General features: G+C 55.8%; 16 protein-coding genes and 1 pseudogene. 8 read left to right on the top strand and 9 right to left on the bottom strand.

The window, feature by feature from the left end:
- Positions 1-327: 327 nt before the first annotated feature.
- The gene (locus tag AC0J4F_RS13450; protein WP_473023723.1) at positions 328-786 is read right to left on the bottom strand and encodes an Lrp/AsnC family transcriptional regulator; all 459 of its coding nucleotides are present in this window, start codon (positions 784-786) and stop codon (positions 328-330) included.
- 113 nt (positions 787-899) lie between these two features.
- Between AC0J4F_RS13450 and AC0J4F_RS13445 the strand changes: the two genes are divergently transcribed.
- Complete coding sequence (locus AC0J4F_RS13445; RefSeq protein ID WP_473023722.1) at positions 900-2,105, top strand: methionine gamma-lyase; 1,206 nt, start codon at positions 900-902, stop codon at positions 2,103-2,105.
- Between the two features lie 3 nt (positions 2,106-2,108).
- On the opposite strand, the gene AC0J4F_RS13440 is transcribed toward AC0J4F_RS13445, so the two are convergent.
- The gene (locus AC0J4F_RS13440; protein WP_473023721.1) at positions 2,109-2,576 is read right to left on the bottom strand and encodes an Lrp/AsnC family transcriptional regulator; all 468 of its coding nucleotides are present in this window, start codon (positions 2,574-2,576) and stop codon (positions 2,109-2,111) included.
- Between the two features lie 127 nt (positions 2,577-2,703).
- On the opposite strand from AC0J4F_RS13440, the gene AC0J4F_RS13435 reads away from it, so the two are divergent.
- Complete coding sequence (locus AC0J4F_RS13435; protein WP_473023720.1) at positions 2,704-5,118, top strand: 1-deoxy-D-xylulose-5-phosphate synthase N-terminal domain-containing protein; 2,415 nt, start codon at positions 2,704-2,706, stop codon at positions 5,116-5,118.
- Between the two features lie 195 nt (positions 5,119-5,313).
- On the top strand, positions 5,314-5,595 hold the full coding sequence (locus AC0J4F_RS13430) for an antitermination protein (RefSeq protein ID WP_420340426.1): 282 nt from the start codon (positions 5,314-5,316) through the stop codon (positions 5,593-5,595).
- A 5-nt stretch (positions 5,596-5,600) separates the two neighbouring features.
- Here the strand turns inward: AC0J4F_RS13430 and AC0J4F_RS13425 are convergent, their stop codons facing one another.
- Both AC0J4F_RS13425 and ttcA read right to left on the bottom strand, forming a co-directional pair.
- On the bottom strand, positions 5,601-7,190 hold the full coding sequence (locus AC0J4F_RS13425; protein ID WP_473023719.1) for a DUF427 domain-containing protein: 1,590 nt from the start codon (positions 7,188-7,190) through the stop codon (positions 5,601-5,603).
- 54 nt (positions 7,191-7,244) lie between these two features.
- Complete coding sequence (gene ttcA, locus AC0J4F_RS13420; RefSeq protein ID WP_473023718.1) at positions 7,245-8,186, bottom strand: tRNA 2-thiocytidine(32) synthetase TtcA; 942 nt, start codon at positions 8,184-8,186, stop codon at positions 7,245-7,247.
- 211 nt (positions 8,187-8,397) lie between these two features.
- Between ttcA and AC0J4F_RS13415 the strand changes: the two genes are divergently transcribed.
- Positions 8,398-9,087 (top strand): ZinT family metal-binding protein, encoded by a 690-nt coding sequence (locus AC0J4F_RS13415; protein ID WP_473023717.1) that lies wholly within the window; start codon positions 8,398-8,400, stop codon positions 9,085-9,087.
- 85 nt (positions 9,088-9,172) lie between these two features.
- Here AC0J4F_RS13415 and AC0J4F_RS13410 read toward each other — a convergent pair whose 3' ends face one another.
- Together AC0J4F_RS13410 and AC0J4F_RS13405 are read right to left on the bottom strand one after the other, a co-directional pair.
- On the bottom strand, positions 9,173-9,919 hold the full coding sequence (locus tag AC0J4F_RS13410) for a hypothetical protein (protein WP_209002139.1): 747 nt from the start codon (positions 9,917-9,919) through the stop codon (positions 9,173-9,175).
- A gap of 262 nt (positions 9,920-10,181) precedes the next feature.
- Positions 10,182-10,394, bottom strand: a pseudogene (locus tag AC0J4F_RS13405) (30S ribosomal protein S4); the annotation flags it as partial.
- 126 nt (positions 10,395-10,520) lie between these two features.
- On the opposite strand from AC0J4F_RS13405, the gene AC0J4F_RS13400 reads away from it, so the two are divergent.
- The 3 genes from AC0J4F_RS13400 to AC0J4F_RS13390 all read left to right on the top strand — a co-directional run bounded on the left by AC0J4F_RS13400 (position 10,521) and on the right by AC0J4F_RS13390 (position 12,843).
- Positions 10,521-10,745 (top strand): hypothetical protein, encoded by a 225-nt coding sequence (locus AC0J4F_RS13400; protein ID WP_133946673.1) that lies wholly within the window; start codon positions 10,521-10,523, stop codon positions 10,743-10,745.
- 80 nt (positions 10,746-10,825) lie between these two features.
- Positions 10,826-11,839, top strand: a complete 1,014-nt coding sequence (locus tag AC0J4F_RS13395; protein ID WP_133946672.1) for a radical SAM protein — start codon at positions 10,826-10,828, stop codon at positions 11,837-11,839.
- Positions 11,839-12,843, top strand: coding sequence for a hypothetical protein (locus AC0J4F_RS13390; RefSeq protein ID WP_473023716.1), 1,005 nt, complete (start codon positions 11,839-11,841; stop codon positions 12,841-12,843). The genes AC0J4F_RS13395 and AC0J4F_RS13390 overlap by 1 nt, the downstream gene beginning before the upstream one ends.
- Before the next feature lie 72 nt (positions 12,844-12,915).
- On the opposite strand, the gene rpsD is transcribed toward AC0J4F_RS13390, so the two are convergent.
- Entirely contained in the window at positions 12,916-13,533 is a 618-nt protein-coding gene (gene rpsD / locus AC0J4F_RS13385) for a 30S ribosomal protein S4 (RefSeq protein ID WP_133946670.1), read from the bottom strand.
- 477 nt (positions 13,534-14,010) lie between these two features.
- Here rpsD and AC0J4F_RS13380 point away from each other — a divergent pair, with 477 nt between their 5' ends.
- Positions 14,011-15,807 carry an EAL domain-containing protein gene (locus AC0J4F_RS13380; protein ID WP_473023715.1) on the top strand — a complete coding sequence of 599 codons (1,797 nt, stop codon included), beginning with the start codon at positions 14,011-14,013 and terminating at the stop codon, positions 15,805-15,807.
- A 43-nt stretch (positions 15,808-15,850) separates the two neighbouring features.
- Here the strand turns inward: AC0J4F_RS13380 and murI are convergent, their stop codons facing one another.
- On the bottom strand, positions 15,851-16,657 hold the full coding sequence (gene murI, locus AC0J4F_RS13375; protein WP_473026431.1) for a glutamate racemase: 807 nt from the start codon (positions 16,655-16,657) through the stop codon (positions 15,851-15,853).
- Positions 16,658-16,661: 4 nt separating this feature from the next.
- A complete protein-coding gene (locus AC0J4F_RS13370) occupies positions 16,662-17,474 on the bottom strand; it encodes an RNA methyltransferase (protein WP_133946667.1) in 813 nt (270 codons plus the stop codon).
- Positions 17,475-17,670: the final 196 nt, after the last annotated feature.

The raw sequence follows: 17,670 nt of genomic DNA, 5'->3' as shown, positions 1-17,670 counted from the left end.
CGCCTCTCCCGCTTTCCGGGGGAGATGTCCACGTCACGAGACAGAGGGGCGTTTCCAGGAACCAGCGTTCGCAGACCGAGAACGTCAAAGGGACTTCGTTGGCCGGACCGTTTGACAGCGGTCATCCCCGCCCCGTGAAACGGAAATGTGCGGGGATCCACTCTTAACTCCGCTTGCCGCAGGCTAAAGAGATCTTTCCAAGCATGCTCTGCAAACGAGTAGATCCCCGGACAGCGCTGCGCCGGGGATGACCGCCTTAGGGAGGGCAAATCCAATCTCCGAAGCGCCCATCGCGCGGAAATGGTCCGTTTCCCTATTCAGCTATGTTCAATCCACCCGCGGAAAGACGCCCGTTTTCTTGACAAAGCCATAGACGAAACTGGAGTCGATCGAGGCGATGCAGCCGATGGGGTGGATGCGGTGGCGGATGAAATCCTCATAGGCATCAAGCCCGGAGACGACGACGCGCAGCTGATAGTCGGTGGCCCCCGTCATCACGACACATTCCAGAACCTCGTCCATCGCCATGACCCGGCTTTCGAAGTGTTTGACGTCATCGGCGTTGTGCCGCTCAAGCCGGATGCGCACGAAGACGGTGACCGGCAAGCCGTAAGCTTTGGGGTCGACCTCGGCCGTATAGCCCTTGATGGCCCCGCTCGCCTCCAGGATCTTCACCCGGCGCAAACACGGCGACGGCGACAGGTTGACCTTAGCGGCGAGTTCCTGGTTGGTCATGCGGCCATTTTGTTGCAGTGCACGGATGATTTGACGGTCTTTCGCGTCCATTTCCAAGTCCTGTTAGCAGATTATGCCAATAACTAATCTTCTGATGGCATAATTTGAAATCAATTGCCATCGCCCTCGGCCCATCATGTCTTCAATTCAACGAGGGGACTTCCATGACCGATCATCTCAAGGGCTTTGCCACCCGCGCCATCCACCACGCCTATGATCCGCTGCAGAACGAGGGCGCACTGACCCCGCCGCTGCACCTGACCTCGACCTTCGCGTTCGAGAGCGCGGAAGCGGGCGGCGAGATGTTTGCAGGCGAGCGCGCCGGTCATATCTATTCGCGCATTTCCAACCCGACGCTGGACCTTCTGGAGCGCCGGATTGCATTGCTGGAAGGCGCGGAAGCCGGGCTGGCGCTCTCATCCGGCATGGGCGCGATCACCGCGGCTCTCTGGACGCTGCTGTCACCAGGCGACGAGATCATCGTCGACAAGACGCTCTACGGCTGCACCTTCGCCTACATGCATCACGGCCTGTCGAAATTCGGCATCACGGTGACCCATGTCGACCTGACCCAGCCGGACAACCTGATCCCGGCGATCAGCGGCAAGACGCGGGTCGTCTATTTCGAAACCCCGGCCAATCCGAACATGCGCCTTGTCGATATTGCGGCTGTCTCCAAGATCGCCCATGAGGCGGGCGCCACTGTGGTTGTCGACAACACCTATGCGACCCCCTACCTCACCCGCCCGATCGAACTCGGCGCGGATCTTGTGCTGCATTCAGCCACCAAATATCTCGGCGGGCACGGCGATGTCGTCGCCGGGTTGATCGCCGGCCGGGCCGAGCAGGTTCAGGAAATCCGCCTTGTCGGCATGAAGGACATGACCGGCGCCGTGATGGCCCCGTTCAACGCCATGCTGATCCTGCGCGGGCTGAAGACACTTGCCCTGCGCATGGACCGCCACTGCGCCTCGACCCAGCCGGTCGCCGAGTGGCTGGAAGCGCACCCTGCTGTCGGAGAGGTCCATTTCCCGGGCCTGACAAACTTTCCTCAGCATGATCTTGCCACGCAGCAGATGGCCAAGCCGGGCGCGATGATCGCGTTTGAGCTGAAAGGCGGGCTGGAGGCCGGGCGGTCCATGATGAACCGCTTGCAGATGATCGGCCGCGCCGTGTCCCTGGGCGATGCGGAAACGCTGATCCAACACCCGGCAACGATGACGCACTCGACCTATACGCCGGAAGAACGGGCCGAACACGGCATTACCGACGGGCTCATCCGTTTGTCCGTTGGCCTGGAAGACATTGAGGATATCCTGGCGGATCTTGATCAGGCGCTGTCAGGTGTCCCCGCGTCCATAGCCGCATAAGGCTTAGGGTGTTCGGGCGACGCCGGATTTGACCCTTCTGAGCGGGATGGAGCTTTCGATATTGGCAACGCCGGGCACCTTTGTGAGCTTGCCGGTCAAAAACGCTTCAAAGGCGGCAAGTCCAGTGGTCGCCACCCGCAGGAGGTAGTCCCGGTTGCCGGTCATCAGCCAGCAATCGACCACCTCCGGGAAAGCCTGAATGGCGGCTTCGAACTGATCAAGCGCAGCATCGACCTGCTTGTCCAGCTGCACGGAGACGAAGACAGACACTTCGTAGCCGAGTTTCATCTCGTCAATCAGCGCGCAATATCCGGTGATGATGTCCTGATCTTCGAGCTGTCGCAGCCGGCGGGCAACGGGCGTTGCACTCAGCCCGATCCGCTCTGAAAGGTCCTGTATCGAGATACGGCCATCCCTACGCAATTCGCGCAGGATCTGAATATCAAATGCGTCAAGCGCGCCGAAAGTCACCAAGTTTATCCCAATCCATAGTGATAACCAGCAACAAATAGCCTGATGTGGCGAGAGATCGCAAGAAACCAACTGAGGTATCGCGCTATATTTGCGTTACGGCATGCCTTTGCGGGAGTTTGGCAGAATGAAAACCACCCATCTGAAGACCATTGAACAACGCCTTTTGTGGCTGTCGCACTGGATGATCCATCACGCCAACCACATCCGGCCAAAGGTAGATGGCATCAAGATCGGCGGACACCAGGCCTCATCAGCGTCGATGGTCTCGATCATGACGGCCCTCTACTTTTCCGCGCTCCGCCCGGAAGACCGGGTCGCCGTCAAACCACACGCCTCGCCCGTGTTCCATGCGATCCAGTATCTGATGGGCAACCAGACCCGCGAGAACATGGAGAATTTCCGGGGCTACGGCGGCGTGCAGAGTTACCCGTCCCGCACCAAGGATGTCGACGATGTCGACTTCTCAACCGGTTCCGTCGGCCTCGGCGTTGCCATCACCTCCTTTGCCTCTCTGGTGCAGGATTACATCGCCGCCAAAGATTGGGCGGGCGACCAGCCACTCGGCCGCATGGTGGCGCTCGTGGGGGATGCCGAACTCGACGAGGGCAATGTCTACGAAGCGCTTCAGGAAGGCTGGAAGAACGATCTGCGCAACACCTGGTGGGTGATCGACTACAACCGGCAATCACTCGATGGCATCGTCCGCGAAGGCCTGTTCGAGCGCGTTGAAAAGATCTTTGATGCCTTCGGCTGGGACGTCGTGCGGGTTAAATACGGAGCTTTGCAGCGCGCAGCTTTCGAAGAACCGGGCGGCGACAAACTCAGAAGCTGGATCGATGCCTGTCCGAACCAAGAGTATGCCGCTCTTACCTTCATGGGAGGTGCGGTTTGGCGCAAACGCCTGATGGACGACCTCGGCGACCAGGGCGATGTCAGTGCCTTGATCGACCGCCGCAGTGATGCTGATCTGGCAGCACTGATGGAAAACCTCGGCGGCAATTGCGTAGAGACGATGGCTGAAACCTTCGCGTCGATCACCCACGACCGTCCGACCTGCTTCCTCGCCTACACGATCAAGGGTTGGGGCACGCCGATTGCCGGGCACAAGGACAATCATGGCGGCCTGATGAACAAGGCCCAGTTCGCCGATTGGCAGGCTCATATGGGCGTTCCGGACGGCGCCGAGTGGGAGCCGTTCGCAGCGGTTGATCATCCAGAAGATCTGCAGGCCTTCCTGAATGACGTCCCGTTCTTTTCCCGTGGCACGCGCCGGTTTGCCGACGCCAAGCTGAATGTGCCGGATATCTCCCTCGACACGGCGAAGTCGACATCAACCCAGGCAGCGTTCGGCAAGATCCTCGATGATCTTTCCAAAGGTGACAGCGCGTTGGCAGAGCGAATCGTGACGACATCCCCCGATGTTACCGGGACCACAAGCCTCGGCGCCTGGGTCAACCGGCGCAAGCTCTTTGCCCGCGCCGCGCAGGCGGACGCGTTCATCGAGCACCGGATCCCATCCACGGCCAAATGGGAATTCACGCCGGACGGCCAGCACATCGAACTTGGCATTGCCGAGATGAACCTGATGCTGTTCCTGGGCGCAGCCGGCCTGTCGCATTCCCTGTTCGGCAAACGCCTCATTCCAATCGGGACTGTTTACGACCCCTTCGTCTGCCGCGGTCTCGATGCCTTGAACTACGCCTGTTATCAGGACGCCCGCTTTATTCTGGTCGGTACGCCCTCCGGCGTTACCCTGGCGCCGGAAGGAGGCGCGCACCAATCGGTCGGCACGCCCCTCATCGGCATAAGTCAGGATGGTCTGGCGGCCTTTGAACCGGCCTTTGCCGATGAGCTTGCCGTTATCATGCAATGGGCCTTCGAATACGTTCAGCGCGATGGCGATGGCCAACCGGATGAGCGCACATGGCTGCGCGATGAGACCGGGGGATCTGTCTATCTGCGTTTGACCACCAACCCGATCGAACAACCGGGCAAGCGGGTCGATGAAGACTTCCGGCAAGGAGCCATTGATGGGGCTTACTGGCTGCGCAAACCCGGTCCGAACTGTGATGTCGTTATTGCCTATCAGGGCGCGGTCGCGCCCGAAGCGATCCGTGCGGCCGGAATGATTGGTGAAGCGCGCCGGGACGTCGGCGTTCTCGCAATTACGTCAGCCGACCGGCTGAATGCCGGTTGGACTGCAGCCCAGCGCGCCCGGTCCCGCGGCAACAAAGCCGCCACATCGCACATCGAAACCCTGATGTCCGGCCTGCCCAGGCACTGCAAGGTCATCACGGTAATCGACGGGCATCCGGCAACGCTGTCCTGGATCGGGGCGGTGGGCGGTCACCAGACGATCCCGCTGGGCGTGGAGCACTTCGGCCAGACCGGCACCATTGGCGATCTCTACCGCCACCACGGCCTGGACGCGGCAGCCATTGTCGAAAAAGTGCAAGGCCTGACCGACGGCAAGCCTGCGCCGGGCTACGGATTGGCTGCGGAATGGCCGCAGTCGTTCCGCCGCCACAAAGGCTCTTAATTTTCGTTTATCCCACGTTTAGCGTTTCAGATATCCCCTGAAACGCTGGCGTTATTCGGCAAAAATTGCCGAATCGCCTAACATGAACGCAAGGTGAATGCCGGATTCAGGGTGAGTATAGGTGCGTTCCGCCATTCTCCGTCCATACCGCAGCGCCCCATAACGGACCGGGGCCAGGACATGGGAACGGGGACTATGAACAAGTTTGCTTACGCAACCATCGCAGTGGCCGCAGTGATCGGCGCCGGATTGACCTTCGAATTGGTGATGCCCACACCGCAGGAAAGTGAACTGCGCCGGGTGGAATGCCAGGCCCTCACCATGTTCACGCCTTCCCGCAGCAAAAGCGCCGACGAACTTTGCGAGAACTATGGTGGCGTTGCCCTGAAAGATGCAGAGCCAAGCAAGGAAGGGCTCGTGATTCTGGTGCGCAACCAGCCGGTTGGAGGTTTCGCGGGCAATCCGAAGGTCCAGTAACGAGTTTAGGACGCAGCTAGCGCCTTCGAGACGGAATGTGCAAAAGCTTCGACGTCTTCCTGGACATTATGAAGGGCGAGCGCCCCCAGCCGTTCCATCGGGTTAGCCGTCGCTTCAGCCACTTCTCGTGACATAACAACGGCATGGCCGCGGGTCTTGCCATACTCTCCTAGCCGGGCAGCGATATTGGCAGCGCTACCGATGACTGTGAAATCGAGCCGCTCCCGTGACCCGACGTTGCCGTAAGTCACCTCACCATACGCGATGCCGATGGCAGAGGTTAGCGGATGATGGTCGGTTCCTGCGACATCGGCCAGTTTCTCGACAATCTGTTCCGCACTTGTAACCGCTTGAGCGCAAGCCTTCTGATTGCCCTGACTGGCCGGGAAAATCGCAAGAACGGCATCCCCGATAAATTTCAGAACCTCGCCGTCATGGGCATTCACAATGTCGGTGGCGACTTCAAAAAAGCGGTTGAGCTCCCGCACATAAGCTTCCCGGCCAAGCTCCGTTTCAAGCCTGGTGGAATGCCGCAAGTCGCAAAACAGGATCGCCGCGTCAATGACATCGCCGTCTCCGCGCCGGATCTCACCACCAAGAACGCGGGCCCCGGTTCTTTTGCCCAGATAAGTCTCCAGCAGAGAGGTCGCATTGGATGTAAGCGCGAACACCTCAAACAAGCGGCTGATCAGCGCGGAGCATTCATAAACCAGTCCGAGATTGGCTGTCGTAAAGCCGTTCGAGTGATCGCTGGCAAGGGTCAAAACATTGACGCGGCCGTCCGAAAACGGCAAAGGCATGGCGACATAATCCGTCACACCTTGCTTTCGGAAATCCTCCATCACAGGGAAGCTGAACTCATCGGGGTTGGTGTCGAGTTTTTGCCGGATCCCGCCCAGCCCATCAGCCACATGCCGGAGCGGGCTTTCCTGAAAAATCGGGCTTTCCATGAGCTCATAGGACGGCTGCCGGCTCTCGATCGTGTCCCCTTCCCGGTTCCAGATGATGTGCCGGCCGGCAATCATGGGATGAAGCGACCAGACGAGAACACTCATTCGCCAGACTGCAACGCCATCAGCGACCAGCCGCTTGCCCAGCGCAGCCAACAGCTCCTCAGGCGACTTGGCTGTCCAGGCCTCGCGCAAAAGCCAGTCTACCGTTGGGCCGGAAATATTGCCTCCGAGGATCGTATCAATCGCCGATCCGTTATGAGTAACATGCAGCCCATCTGCCGGCATGAAAGCAAGGCATCCGTCCACGGCCTGACCTTCAGGCAGGGCATTGGGATACCGCCAGGCCCCGTTTTCCAGAACGCGAGCGCCCACATGGACATGACTGTAAGAAGCCGTTCCCTTGAACGGGCAGAACGTCCTGTGCTCTGAGGCCGGCTCCAATTCTGCGACAATGTCTTCTTCTGGAAAATAGACCACCGGCGGCAAACGCGTTTCATACATCACCCGGGCACGAGTGGAGCGCGCCAGAACCTCACCACCAAGTGAGGCAACGGTTTCCCCAGCAAGCGGCTCCACCACGATGGTGTAGTCGTTCGACGTTAATTGCGGGCGCGCTGTCATGCCGGAAAGATAGAAACGCACCGGAGCATTGTCCAGCAATCCAGCGATGCGGGTCCGCAAGTAGGTTTGTTTCGGTTACTCAGCTGCAAAGAGCTTCGCGGTCATGGCAAGGCTCGCCCCGCACGGCTCTTCTGCTTCACCGCTGCTCTCTTCCCCGGCGCCTTCCTGTGGGCGCAAATTGACAAAATCATAGAGCTTGCGATCAAGCAGATGCGATGGCCGTGTGTGGCCGAGCGCGCGGGCCATAACACCCAGACGGCCCGGTGTTTCTCTTTCCCAGGCCTGGAGCATGCGTTTGACTTCCTCACGCTGCAGACCGTCTTGGGAGCCACATAAGTTGCATGGGATGATCGGGAATTCCATGCCGTCGGAAAACTTCTGGATGTCGCGCTCCGCCGCATAGGCAAGCGGGCGCAAAACCAGGAGATCGCCCTCGTCGTTGATCAGCTTGGGCGGCATCGACGCCAGCCGCCCGCCATGAAACAGGTTCATGAAAAACGTTTCGAGAATATCGTCGCGGTGGTGACCGAGGACGATGGCCTCGCATCCCTGCTCCCGTGCCACGCGGTAAAGGATTCCCCGGCGCAAACGCGAGCACAGCGAACAATAGGTTCGATGCTCCGGGATCTTGTCGGTGACAATGGAATAGGTGTCCTCGCGCACGATGATGTGCTCGATGCCGTTGTCTTCAAAGAACTTCGGCAGGATCTCCGGCGGGAACCCCGGCTGGGCCTGGTCGAGATTGCAGGCGACCAGATCTACCGGCAGCAGCCCGCGCCACTTCAGCTCGATCAAAACCGCCAGGAGCGTGTAGCTGTCCTTGCCACCGGACAGACAGACCAGCCACTTTGGCCGGCTGGTCTCCGATGCCCCCTCCGGCACCATCCCGAAATCGCTGATGGCTTCGCGGGCCTGGCGCAGAAGCCGTTTGCGCAGTTTCTTGAACTCAACGCTCGACGGCGCTTTGCGCAAGAGCGCTGGAACGTGGATGTTCGTGCTGTCGGCAATGTCGTACATGATCTGATGCCCTGGTACCCTGTCCGGAAACAATTGACGGCTGACATACCGGATTGCGGTCTCAAGGCCAAGAACTCTGGGCGGATTATTCCCCTCCATCATCCACCAGCCCAGTTCTGATCCAATTTCTCGGTTGCCAGACATGTCATAAATGACTATTGGTTTTTCTGTTATGTAATAACATTACATATCTTGTAAAAAGAGGTTTATCGTGAAGTTTCATTCGTCTGCAGGTCTTCTCCAAGCAACTGCTCTCAAGTTGGGTTTGGCCGCGGCACTGTTCGCTGCCGCACCTGTCGCAGCAACCGAAAAGGCCCAACCAAAAGACCACAATCACAGTCACTCTCACGGGTCCCATTCCGAGAAGTCAGAAATCTACAAAGGCTACTTTGAGGATGATCAGATTGAGAACCGGTCCCTTTCCGATTGGGCGGGAAACTGGCAATCGGTCTATCCGTACCTCACTGAAGGGACACTGGACCCGGTCATGGAACACAAGGCCGAACACGGCACAAAAACTGCCGATGAGTACAAGGACTATTACCTGATCGGCTACAAGACCGACGTCGATTCCATAGAGATTGACGGAGATATCGTCCGCTTTGTCAAAGACAGCGGAACCGCAAGCGGCGCCTATACCTATGACGGCTATGAAATCCTGACCTACAAGAAGGGCAATCGTGGTGTTCGCTACATCTTCCAAAAAGTGTCAGGCGATGAAAGCGCGCCGGAGTATATCCAGTTCAGCGACCATAAAATCTCACCGGCAGCAGCAGATCACTACCACCTGTACTGGGGAGACGATCGGGCTGCCCTTTTGAAAGAAGTGACCAACTGGCCAACCTACTATCCGGCTGAGCTGACCGGTCAGCAGATCGTGGAAGAAATGGTGGCCCACTAAACCGCCTCTCCACGGCGCTCTCGAAAATACATCTCCGCCACCGTGGCGGGGATGTAACTGCATAAGACCCAGCGCCAAAAGAAGGTCAAAAGTCCGGAATCTTTATTCCGTATTTGGCATAGACTTCGCCGAGAACACCGGAAGCCTTCAACCCACGCAAATAGATATTCAGTTGCTCAACCGTGATTGGCGCATAGGGAAAAACGACGAATTGCCGATTGTACGTGTGGTCCGGCTGGTCAGCGAATATCTGCAGTTTGGCGTAGACTTCTGGCTCGGATACCGAAACCCAATTGAGAAACGTTTCGCTCGCAATGCCTTTGTCAACGCGGCCATATTCGACGAGTTTGAGCACACCGCTTTCGTCACTAACAAGGCTCACATTCGGCATCGACCCAAGTTTTTCAGCATCAAAGTTTGAAAATGCATAGTGAAACCCCATCACCGCACCGATCTGCGCAGTGATTCCGTTTGTTTGGTTAGTGCCTTTCAGCTGAAAAAACAGATCCTTGCCATTGGTGAGATTGACACTTGGCTTACCGCCACGCTGCGCCCACCCCCAAAGAACGTCATTGTAGGCGATAAGATGAAAATCATCTGTCTGATGATTGGCAAGCAATCGCTTGGCTGGAACGAGGCTCGGCGTGAAAGTGAAGTCGTCCTGATGATCGTTAAGAGCGGCCAAAACATCGTAGATCAGGCCACGTTCTTCGCTCCCGCTGAAGACCAGTGGGGGTTGAATCGATGTCAAACCAACATTGACAATGGTTCGCGCTGACAATTGCCCTGACCACAAGACAATTGCGGTGAAAAGAAAGAAGCGAAATACCATTCAATGCCTCGTCCGGTGAAACCGAATGAAAACTCGCGGCCTGCTGCCATTGGGGATTAGGCCGCTCAATTCGGGCATCAGATTTTCTTTTTCAAGGAGAGCCGTCAAGGTCCGTAATCGAACGAATACGTTTTCGCAAAACACGGCCCTACCGATCGGTACAAATCTATCGAACCGCCATGCTTTGGAAAACAATTATCCGCCACAAAGAAGAAGGGCTGCCCGAAAGCAGCCCTTAGGTGTTTTGTATTCGGCGCTAGGTTTAGCGCGAATAGAACTCGACCACCAAGTTCGGTTCCATCTGCACCGGGTACGGTACATCTGAGAAAGCCGGAACGCGGGAGTAAGTTGCAGTCATTTTTGCATGGTCCGCATCGACATAGTCCGGCACGTCACGCTCAGCAGACTGGACAGCTTCCAGAACGATGGCGAGTTGCTTGGACCGTTCACGAACTTCAATCACGTCACCTAGTTTAGTTAGCCCGAAAATTTACGACACCTAAAATAGAATTTATTTTTAAAACACTCAAAAGTCGTGATAACCTTACCTTGCGGAAGTTCACTTATTGAACCCGTAGATTGTACAATAGGGAGAGTAGTTATGTCTGACGACTTTGCTAAGGTATTTTCAAATCTCAATCTCAAAGACGTTCGTGTCGACAGCATGGGCAATATCAGAATTACCAATCCTGATATCGCAAAACAAATTGCAGACATGAAGGGTGCATTTGACGCCGATGCTCTGGCAGACAGCTCCAATTTTGGAACCTGCAACAATACCGCGTGTATGGCACCAGCAATGGACCAACTTGCTCAGCGCCGGTGACATCCAAACGAAGATACTGGCACCCCTTCTGAGCCAGTATCTTCCTCACGAAATGTGTTAGGTTAGTTTGGAGCACCACTATGGAAGCGGGATCCAATTTCCCCAACAACGGGGGCAGTTTACATCTGGCTGACAACTTTAAAGCCGCTTGGAACCAGAACCATCTTCACCTCATCATCATGCCAACGGAGAAATGCAACTTTCGTTGCGTCTACTGCTATGAGGATTTTAAGATAGGCAAGATGAAACCCGATGTTTTGTCGGGTGTCAAAAACCTGCTTCGAACTCGTGTGCCCACCATTAAATCACTGGAAATTAACTGGTTTGGCGGGGAGCCAACAGTTGCGTTGGACACCGTCCTTGAGGTGATGGAGACTGCGAAATCCGTATGCCGGGAACACAACGTTTATTTGCGTGCCGGCATGACCACCAACGGTTTTCTGCTGACCGCAGACGCGTATCGCGCATTGGTCGACAATTATGTGGTCGATTACCAGATATCACTCGATGGCCCGAGCGAATTTCACGATACTACGCGCCTTCAGGCAAATGGAAAAGGTAGTTTCGAGCAGATAATGGCCAATCTGGATGCCATTTATCAATTGCCGATAGAAGCAGGAGAGATACTACTTCGGCTGCATCTGACCCGAAAAAACGAGTATGTTCTTAATGATTTCGCGCAGTGGCTTGAAACTAGGTACGGACAAGACAAACGTTTCCGCTTCACACTCCAGCCTGTCGAAAATTTAGGTGGTGACGCCGACCTATCTGAGCTTGTCCTGGAAAACCAGGAGCGCGGCTGGGGTGAAAACTCCCACCCGGTTCCATCAGATGAAGAAACCAGCGGCATGGAGCGCAAGCATGACGAGAGTTACGTATGCTACGCAGCGAAAGCGAACTCGTTTGTATTGCGCGCTGACGGTCGGGTCGGCAAGTGCACCGTAGCTCTCAACAATGATTACAATACAATTGGTGAGCTGAAACCGGATGGCAGCCTGTCGTTGGATGAAGCGAAGACCGCGCGATGGTTCAGAGGCTGGAGCACTCAAAACCAAGCTGATCTTGCCTGTCCGGCCGCATCGGTATTTTTATAATGAAACCGGTGTTCACACAGCCTTTCTGGAACGGCGACTATCTGATACGCCGCCCCATCCGGGAATGGCAACAAACAGTCCACGCAGCGTTCGACTCCGCCATAGCGGCTAATGACAACACAAGCCTCGCCGCAGCCGCCAACTCCTTTGCACTTTTGTTGGTGAAATGCCGTCAAATCGCAGATGCGGTATCGCTCTGCGATAGTCAGAAAAAAGCATTTTTACGCATCGATCCTGAACTCGCGGTTCAGCCGCATATAAATCTTGGACGGATCGCAGCACGCCAAGGTCATTGGGAAACGGCTCAGCACCATTTTTTTTGGCATGAAAGAGGTCACTGCCAAAACCAAGTTTTGGTGGACAATAAAACTGTGGTTCTCACGAACGCAGCCAACGTAGATGTCTGCACTACAGTTTGTATTACAGAAGGAACAGCGTCTTTTTTCAATTATTTGCGCAGGAATGGGAGTTCCTTGGAACCAGCTTTTAAGGCGTTGCACGAATTCGAAACAGCCAATCCGGGCCTCGTCGCTGAGACAACCGCATGGCTCGCTTTTCATACTAACGACGAAGTACGTTTAGCACGTGCTATTGGCAAATTGGTGCAATCAGGCGGAGATCCGCTAAGGGTGCTGTTTTTGCAGTCGCTGCAAGCATCCAAAAATGGAGATATGGATCGTGTTCTCCAAACGGTTCTGCTGCTGGCTAGCTGCCTTGATGATCACACCGACCAACTGCCTCGGCTGGCAAGTTTGTTGATATCCATTCGCACGCTTATGATCGAGAGTAATTTCCAACCCGACCAGATACGCATGATTGGCAGGCTACCCGCGATCAAATCTGCACTTTACTCGCTAAATGACTGCGAAATGTCTGCTGCATTTAACTGCGAAACATTCTCGTACAAAACAAATGAGAAGGAACAGAAGCGCGTAGATCAGACACTCGAGAAAATGCGTCAAACGTTTTACATGATGCAAGAACCGCGCAGGGCGTTTGCGTGAAACTCCAGGTGTCATGAAAAACCCCGCTGTCGCAAGCGGGGTTTGAAGTTTTTTCTATATTCGGCGCTAGGTTTAGCGCGAATAGAACTCGACCACCAGGTTCGGTTCCATCTGCACCGGGTACGGTACATCTGAGAAAGCCGGAACGCGGGAGTAAGTTGCAGTCATTTTTGCATGGTCCGCATCGACATAGTCCGGCACGTCACGCTCAGCAGACTGGACAGCTTCCAGAACGATGGCGAGTTGCTTGGACCGTTCACGTACTTCAATCACGTCACCCGGACGCAGTTGGTAGCTCGGGATGTTGACGCGCTTGCCGTTGACCTTGACGTGACCGTGGTTGATGAACTGACGGGCAGCGAAAACGGTCGGTACGAACTTCGCACGGTAAACGACTGCGTCGAGACGGCGCTCCAGCAGACCGATCAGGTTCTCAGAGGTATCGCCTTTCAGACGGGACGCTTCTGCATAGACCTTGCGGAACTGTTTCTCGGAGATGTTGCCGTAGTAGCCTTTCAGCTTCTGCTTTGCGCGCAGCTGAACACCGAAGTCGGACAGCTTGCCTTTACGGCGCTGACCGTGCTGGCCTGGGCCGTACTCACGACGGTTGACCGGGCTCTTCGGACGGCCCCAGATGTTTTCGCCCATCCGGCGGTCGATTTTGTATTTAACGCTATGGCGCTTTGACATCGCGGTTTCCTTTAAACTTCGCGTTGTTTTTCTAACAAGGAAACGCGCCCTCCTTCTTCTGGTCATCCGCAGCAGCGAGCGATCAGATCGACAGGGTTTCAACAGACGGCGCCGGCTGAAAACCCACGGGTGCGTATACCGGCCAGATCAAATCTAGCCAGATCGCGCGGAGTTACCGTTTCGGCTATCAAAAGTCAATGCCACCTGCCCGTTCGCGGCAGATTTCTTTCAGTTTCTAGGACTTGCTGCCGGACAAGACCGGCAAAAACGGACCTCAATCGGCCTCCTCACCAATCAGTGATGCCCGTACGTAATTTTCATGTCAGAATTAATGCATACATTTAGAAAATTTTAATTGCAGTTTTTCACTATGCCCGCCAATCACAACCATAAGAATAATTGCCAGTGAAATCTGCAACTCGGCCTCTTTTATGGCCCCAACGATTTTTCGTATTCTGAAGACATTAGTAGGTAGACATGTTCTCGCCCTCACATTCCGAACAAGAGGATGATGGCCCCGAGCCGGTTCCCGGCCAGCCGCCCATCAAGCACATATTAAACAGCCTGGATTATGCCCTTCAGCCGATTGTTGATGTCGGTACCGGTGTTGTTTACGGCTACGAGGCACAGATCCGCAATTGCAGCCGGGCTGGCGCCAGTTCTCCAGATGATCTTCTCAACCAGGCCCACGCCCAAGGTTTTCTACCGCACCTGGAAACCGCGCTCTTGCGCAAAGCCGCGACCAAATTTATGGCGCTACGGACCGCCAAGGGCACCAAACTGTTTTTTAAACTGGACGGCCGCGGTCTCGGTGAAAACGAAGACCCGCGCATGAACATGGACGCAATCCTGGTCGAATACGGATTGCAGAAAAGCCAGATATGCCTTGAGTTTTCCGGCCGCCATCAGGAAACCCTGAGTGATGTCTCCCACCATGCGCTGAGCGACCTGCGCCAATCAGGCTTCATGATTGCCCTGGATGATTTTGGCCGCGGGTCATCAGAACTGCGTCTTCTTCACGATATGTCTCCGGAATATGTCCGGATCGACCGGTTTTTCCTGAGCGGTATCGACAGCGATCCACGCAAGAAGCTCTTCGTCACAACAGTCGCAAATCTTGCCCACGTTTTAGGCGCCCGAGTCATCGCAGAATGCATTGAAACAGAACGCGAGTTCCGCGCCTGCCGGGATGCCGGTTGTGACCTGGTTCAGGGGTATTTTATTGCAAAGCCCTCGGCTGCCCCCGGATCAGCAAAGCTTTTCTACGACCACATCCGCGCCGACACGCCGAATGGAAAACGCAAGGAAGAGCAATGCCGGATCCGCAATGAGCTGTTGGAGTTGCCAACCGTTCAATTCGATTCGTCCATGAACGATCTTCTGGATCTTTTTGTTCACAATCAGGATGCCAGCATCATTCCCGTTCTGGATGCCAACCAGGAACCCCGCGGCATTATTCATGAACGCGATTTGAAAGCTTATCTTTACGCCGGAGGGCCGGATGACGAAGACGCCAAGGCGGCGCTCGACTTTCCATTGCGGTCATTCGTGCGGGCCTGCCCGATCGCGGATATCGATTCCAATGCGGACATGTTGCTGGTGACGTTTGCCTCCTCGATCAACTCCGATGGCATCATCATCACGCAGAATTTCCGTTACACCGGGTTCCTCTCGGCAACCTCCCTTTTAAAGATCATTCACGAGAAGCGTCTACAGGAGGCGCAAGATCAAAATCCTCTCACTGGCCTTCCCGGAAATGGCGCGGTGAGCCGGTTCATATCGAAATCAGCCTGCACGACGGCATCGGACCGGCATATTTGTTACATCGATTTCGACAACTTCAAGCCGTTCAACGATACGTACGGATACCGTCAGGGCGACCGCGCAATCATTCTCTTTAGTGAACTTCTGCAAAAACATGTAACCGGCAACAATTCGTTCCATGGGCATATCGGCGGCGACGATTTCATGGCAGGGTTCCTGACCGGCGATCAGATGGAAATCGCAACGAGAATGCGGGCTCTGCGACGCGCGTTCCGGACCGACGTTGAAAGCTTCTATCAGCCGGAACACCGCGAGCAGGGCTTCATGCGCGCGCAGGACCGCTATGGGACGATGCGGGACTTCCCACTTCTGCAATGCTCTGTCTCGATCCTGACCCTGCCGAAGGGTGTTCCGGCGAGCACCGGCTTGATCACGGAAGAACTCGGTCAGCTGAAGGGCGCGGCCAAAGCCACTGAAAACGGGATTGCTCTTAAGACATTGGCAGCCTGAGACCGCAACCGCGGCACCTGATTGAGTGCGGTCTTACGCATGATCATTCGCCCGGCATAAGCGCCAGACCAAAACCGGCGAGAAGCCGCTCGATTGCAGGTTTCCGGGCCCCTGACGTCAAAATGGCAAGGTCGGCAGTTTCGGATGGGGCCGATGCCAGATCCGGTTCCAGAACACGTGCCAACTGGCGCGCGATCGCCTCGGCCGGGTCCAGCCAGTCGACGGGCCATGGTGCGATCTTCCGGAACCGGTTCGCCAGAAAAGGATAATGGGTACAGGCCAGAACAACGATATCTGTCCGCTGGCCATTTTGCTCCAGAAAACAGTCCGAAATCTCCTGTCGCAGTGCCTCGTCAGACACCGGTTCACCGCGCAGATGCTGTTCGGCGAGTTCTGCTAGATTGTCAGAGCCTACGAGCCTGACATGACACTGCGCGGCGAAACTCTCTATCAACGAGCGGGTATAAGCCCGCCGGACCGTGCCAGGTGTCGCCAGCACCGAAATCAGACCCGACGCCGTCCGCTCTGCTGCCGGTTTGATCGCCGGGACCGTTCCGACAAACGGCACATCTGGAAAAGCTTTACGCAATGCCTCTCCGCCAAGCGTGAAGGCGGTGTTGCACGCGATCACGACCGCCTTTGGATCATATTCCTCGATCAGCCTGGCAAATTGGTCATTTAATCTGACAAGAAGTTCTGCTTCCGGCCAGCGACCAATTGGAAAAGCCGCATCGTCCGCCACATAAAGAAGGCGCTCATAGGGAAGCAGGTAACGCGCCTCACGAAGAACCGTGAGCCCGCCTAACCCTGAATCATAAAAGAGCACTGGCCGGACATCACCCACGGGCACTTCCTCAGGCTTCTGTCTCGTCGACGTCACGGGTTTTACGCGGACGTGTTTCCCGACGCTCCAGCGCAGCTATCACGCCCCGCAAGGTGCGGACTTCCTGTTCGCTGAGCTCAGCTTTTTGGAAAATGTTGCGCAAGTTCCGCACCATATGTGGGCGGCGCTCCGGCGGACGAAAGAAACTCACTTCGTCGAGAGAGCTTTCCAGGTGTTCGAACATCCGCAAAATGTCGTCCTTGGACGCCGGCGGATGCTCTTCCTCTGACAACAAGAATGGCAATTCACCTTTGCTCGCTGTTTTCCGCCACTCGTAGGCGCAAACAAGAACAGCCTGAGCAATGTTCAGCGATGCAAAATCCGGGTCGACTGGCAAAGTAACGATTTCGTCGGCAAGCGCGACTTCCTCGTTGTTCAGCCCCCAGCGTTCACGGCCGAACAAGTAGCCGACACCATGCTGGCGCTCACCAAGATCCACGGCCTTGACTGCTGCTTCATCCGGACCGCGGACAGGTTTTGGCACCTCGCGCGAACGGGCTGTTGTTGCGTAAACGAAATTCAGATCGGCGATCGCAGCTTCCGTTGTCTCGAAGACCTGAACCTTGTCGATCACATGGTCTGCCCGGCTGGCTGCAGCGCGCGCTTTTTCACTTGGCCAGCCATCGCGCGGATTGACGATCCGTAGGTCAACCAGGCCAAAATTGGCCATCGCCCGGGCGGCTGTTCCGATGTTTTCGCCCAGCTGTGGCTCACATAGGATCACAGCAGGCGGCCGCGCAGTAATTGTCCGCGCTTCATCTCTGATTTTTGCGTTTTTGCTCATGAAGCGGGATTTAGCCGAACGGCGGAAACTTTTAAAGCCCCTGCATTCCCAACCCGCACCGGAGTCAATCGGGGCCGCATCGAACGATGTCTTGAGATCTCTGGAAAACAAACTCCAAACATTCAACTCCGACACACCCAAATCAAGACACCTATTACGGGAGCCTTGGCAAACCTTCCAACCAAAAGCGGAAACA

This window comes from Roseibium sp. R5 (genome assembly GCF_055755305.1).
The sequence above is the reverse complement of the archived record's forward strand: the minus strand, read 5'-3'. Positions and strand labels throughout refer to the sequence as shown.

Bases quoted from the DNA above. Each gene is read 5' to 3' on its own strand.
- AC0J4F_RS13370 (WP_133946667.1), bottom strand. From the start codon at position 17,474: ATGAGCAAAAACGCAAAAATCAGAGATGAAGCGCGGACAATTACTGCG.
- AC0J4F_RS13400 (WP_133946673.1), top strand. From the start codon at position 10,521: ATGTCTGACGACTTTGCTAAGGTATTTTCAAATCTCAATCTCAAAGAC.
- AC0J4F_RS13430 (WP_420340426.1), top strand. From the start codon at position 5,314: ATGAACAAGTTTGCTTACGCAACCATCGCAGTGGCCGCAGTGATCGGC.
- AC0J4F_RS13445 (WP_473023722.1), top strand. From the start codon at position 900: ATGACCGATCATCTCAAGGGCTTTGCCACCCGCGCCATCCACCACGCC.
- ttcA (WP_473023718.1), bottom strand. From the start codon at position 8,186: ATGTACGACATTGCCGACAGCACGAACATCCACGTTCCAGCGCTCTTG.
- AC0J4F_RS13380 (WP_473023715.1), top strand. From the start codon at position 14,011: ATGTTCTCGCCCTCACATTCCGAACAAGAGGATGATGGCCCCGAGCCG.
- AC0J4F_RS13410 (WP_209002139.1), bottom strand. From the start codon at position 9,919: ATGGTATTTCGCTTCTTTCTTTTCACCGCAATTGTCTTGTGGTCAGGG.
- AC0J4F_RS13450 (WP_473023723.1), bottom strand. From the start codon at position 786: ATGGACGCGAAAGACCGTCAAATCATCCGTGCACTGCAACAAAATGGC.
- rpsD (WP_133946670.1), bottom strand. From the start codon at position 13,533: ATGTCAAAGCGCCATAGCGTTAAATACAAAATCGACCGCCGGATGGGC.
- AC0J4F_RS13395 (WP_133946672.1), top strand. From the start codon at position 10,826: ATGGAAGCGGGATCCAATTTCCCCAACAACGGGGGCAGTTTACATCTG.
- AC0J4F_RS13435 (WP_473023720.1), top strand. From the start codon at position 2,704: ATGAAAACCACCCATCTGAAGACCATTGAACAACGCCTTTTGTGGCTG.
- AC0J4F_RS13390 (WP_473023716.1), top strand. From the start codon at position 11,839: ATGAAACCGGTGTTCACACAGCCTTTCTGGAACGGCGACTATCTGATA.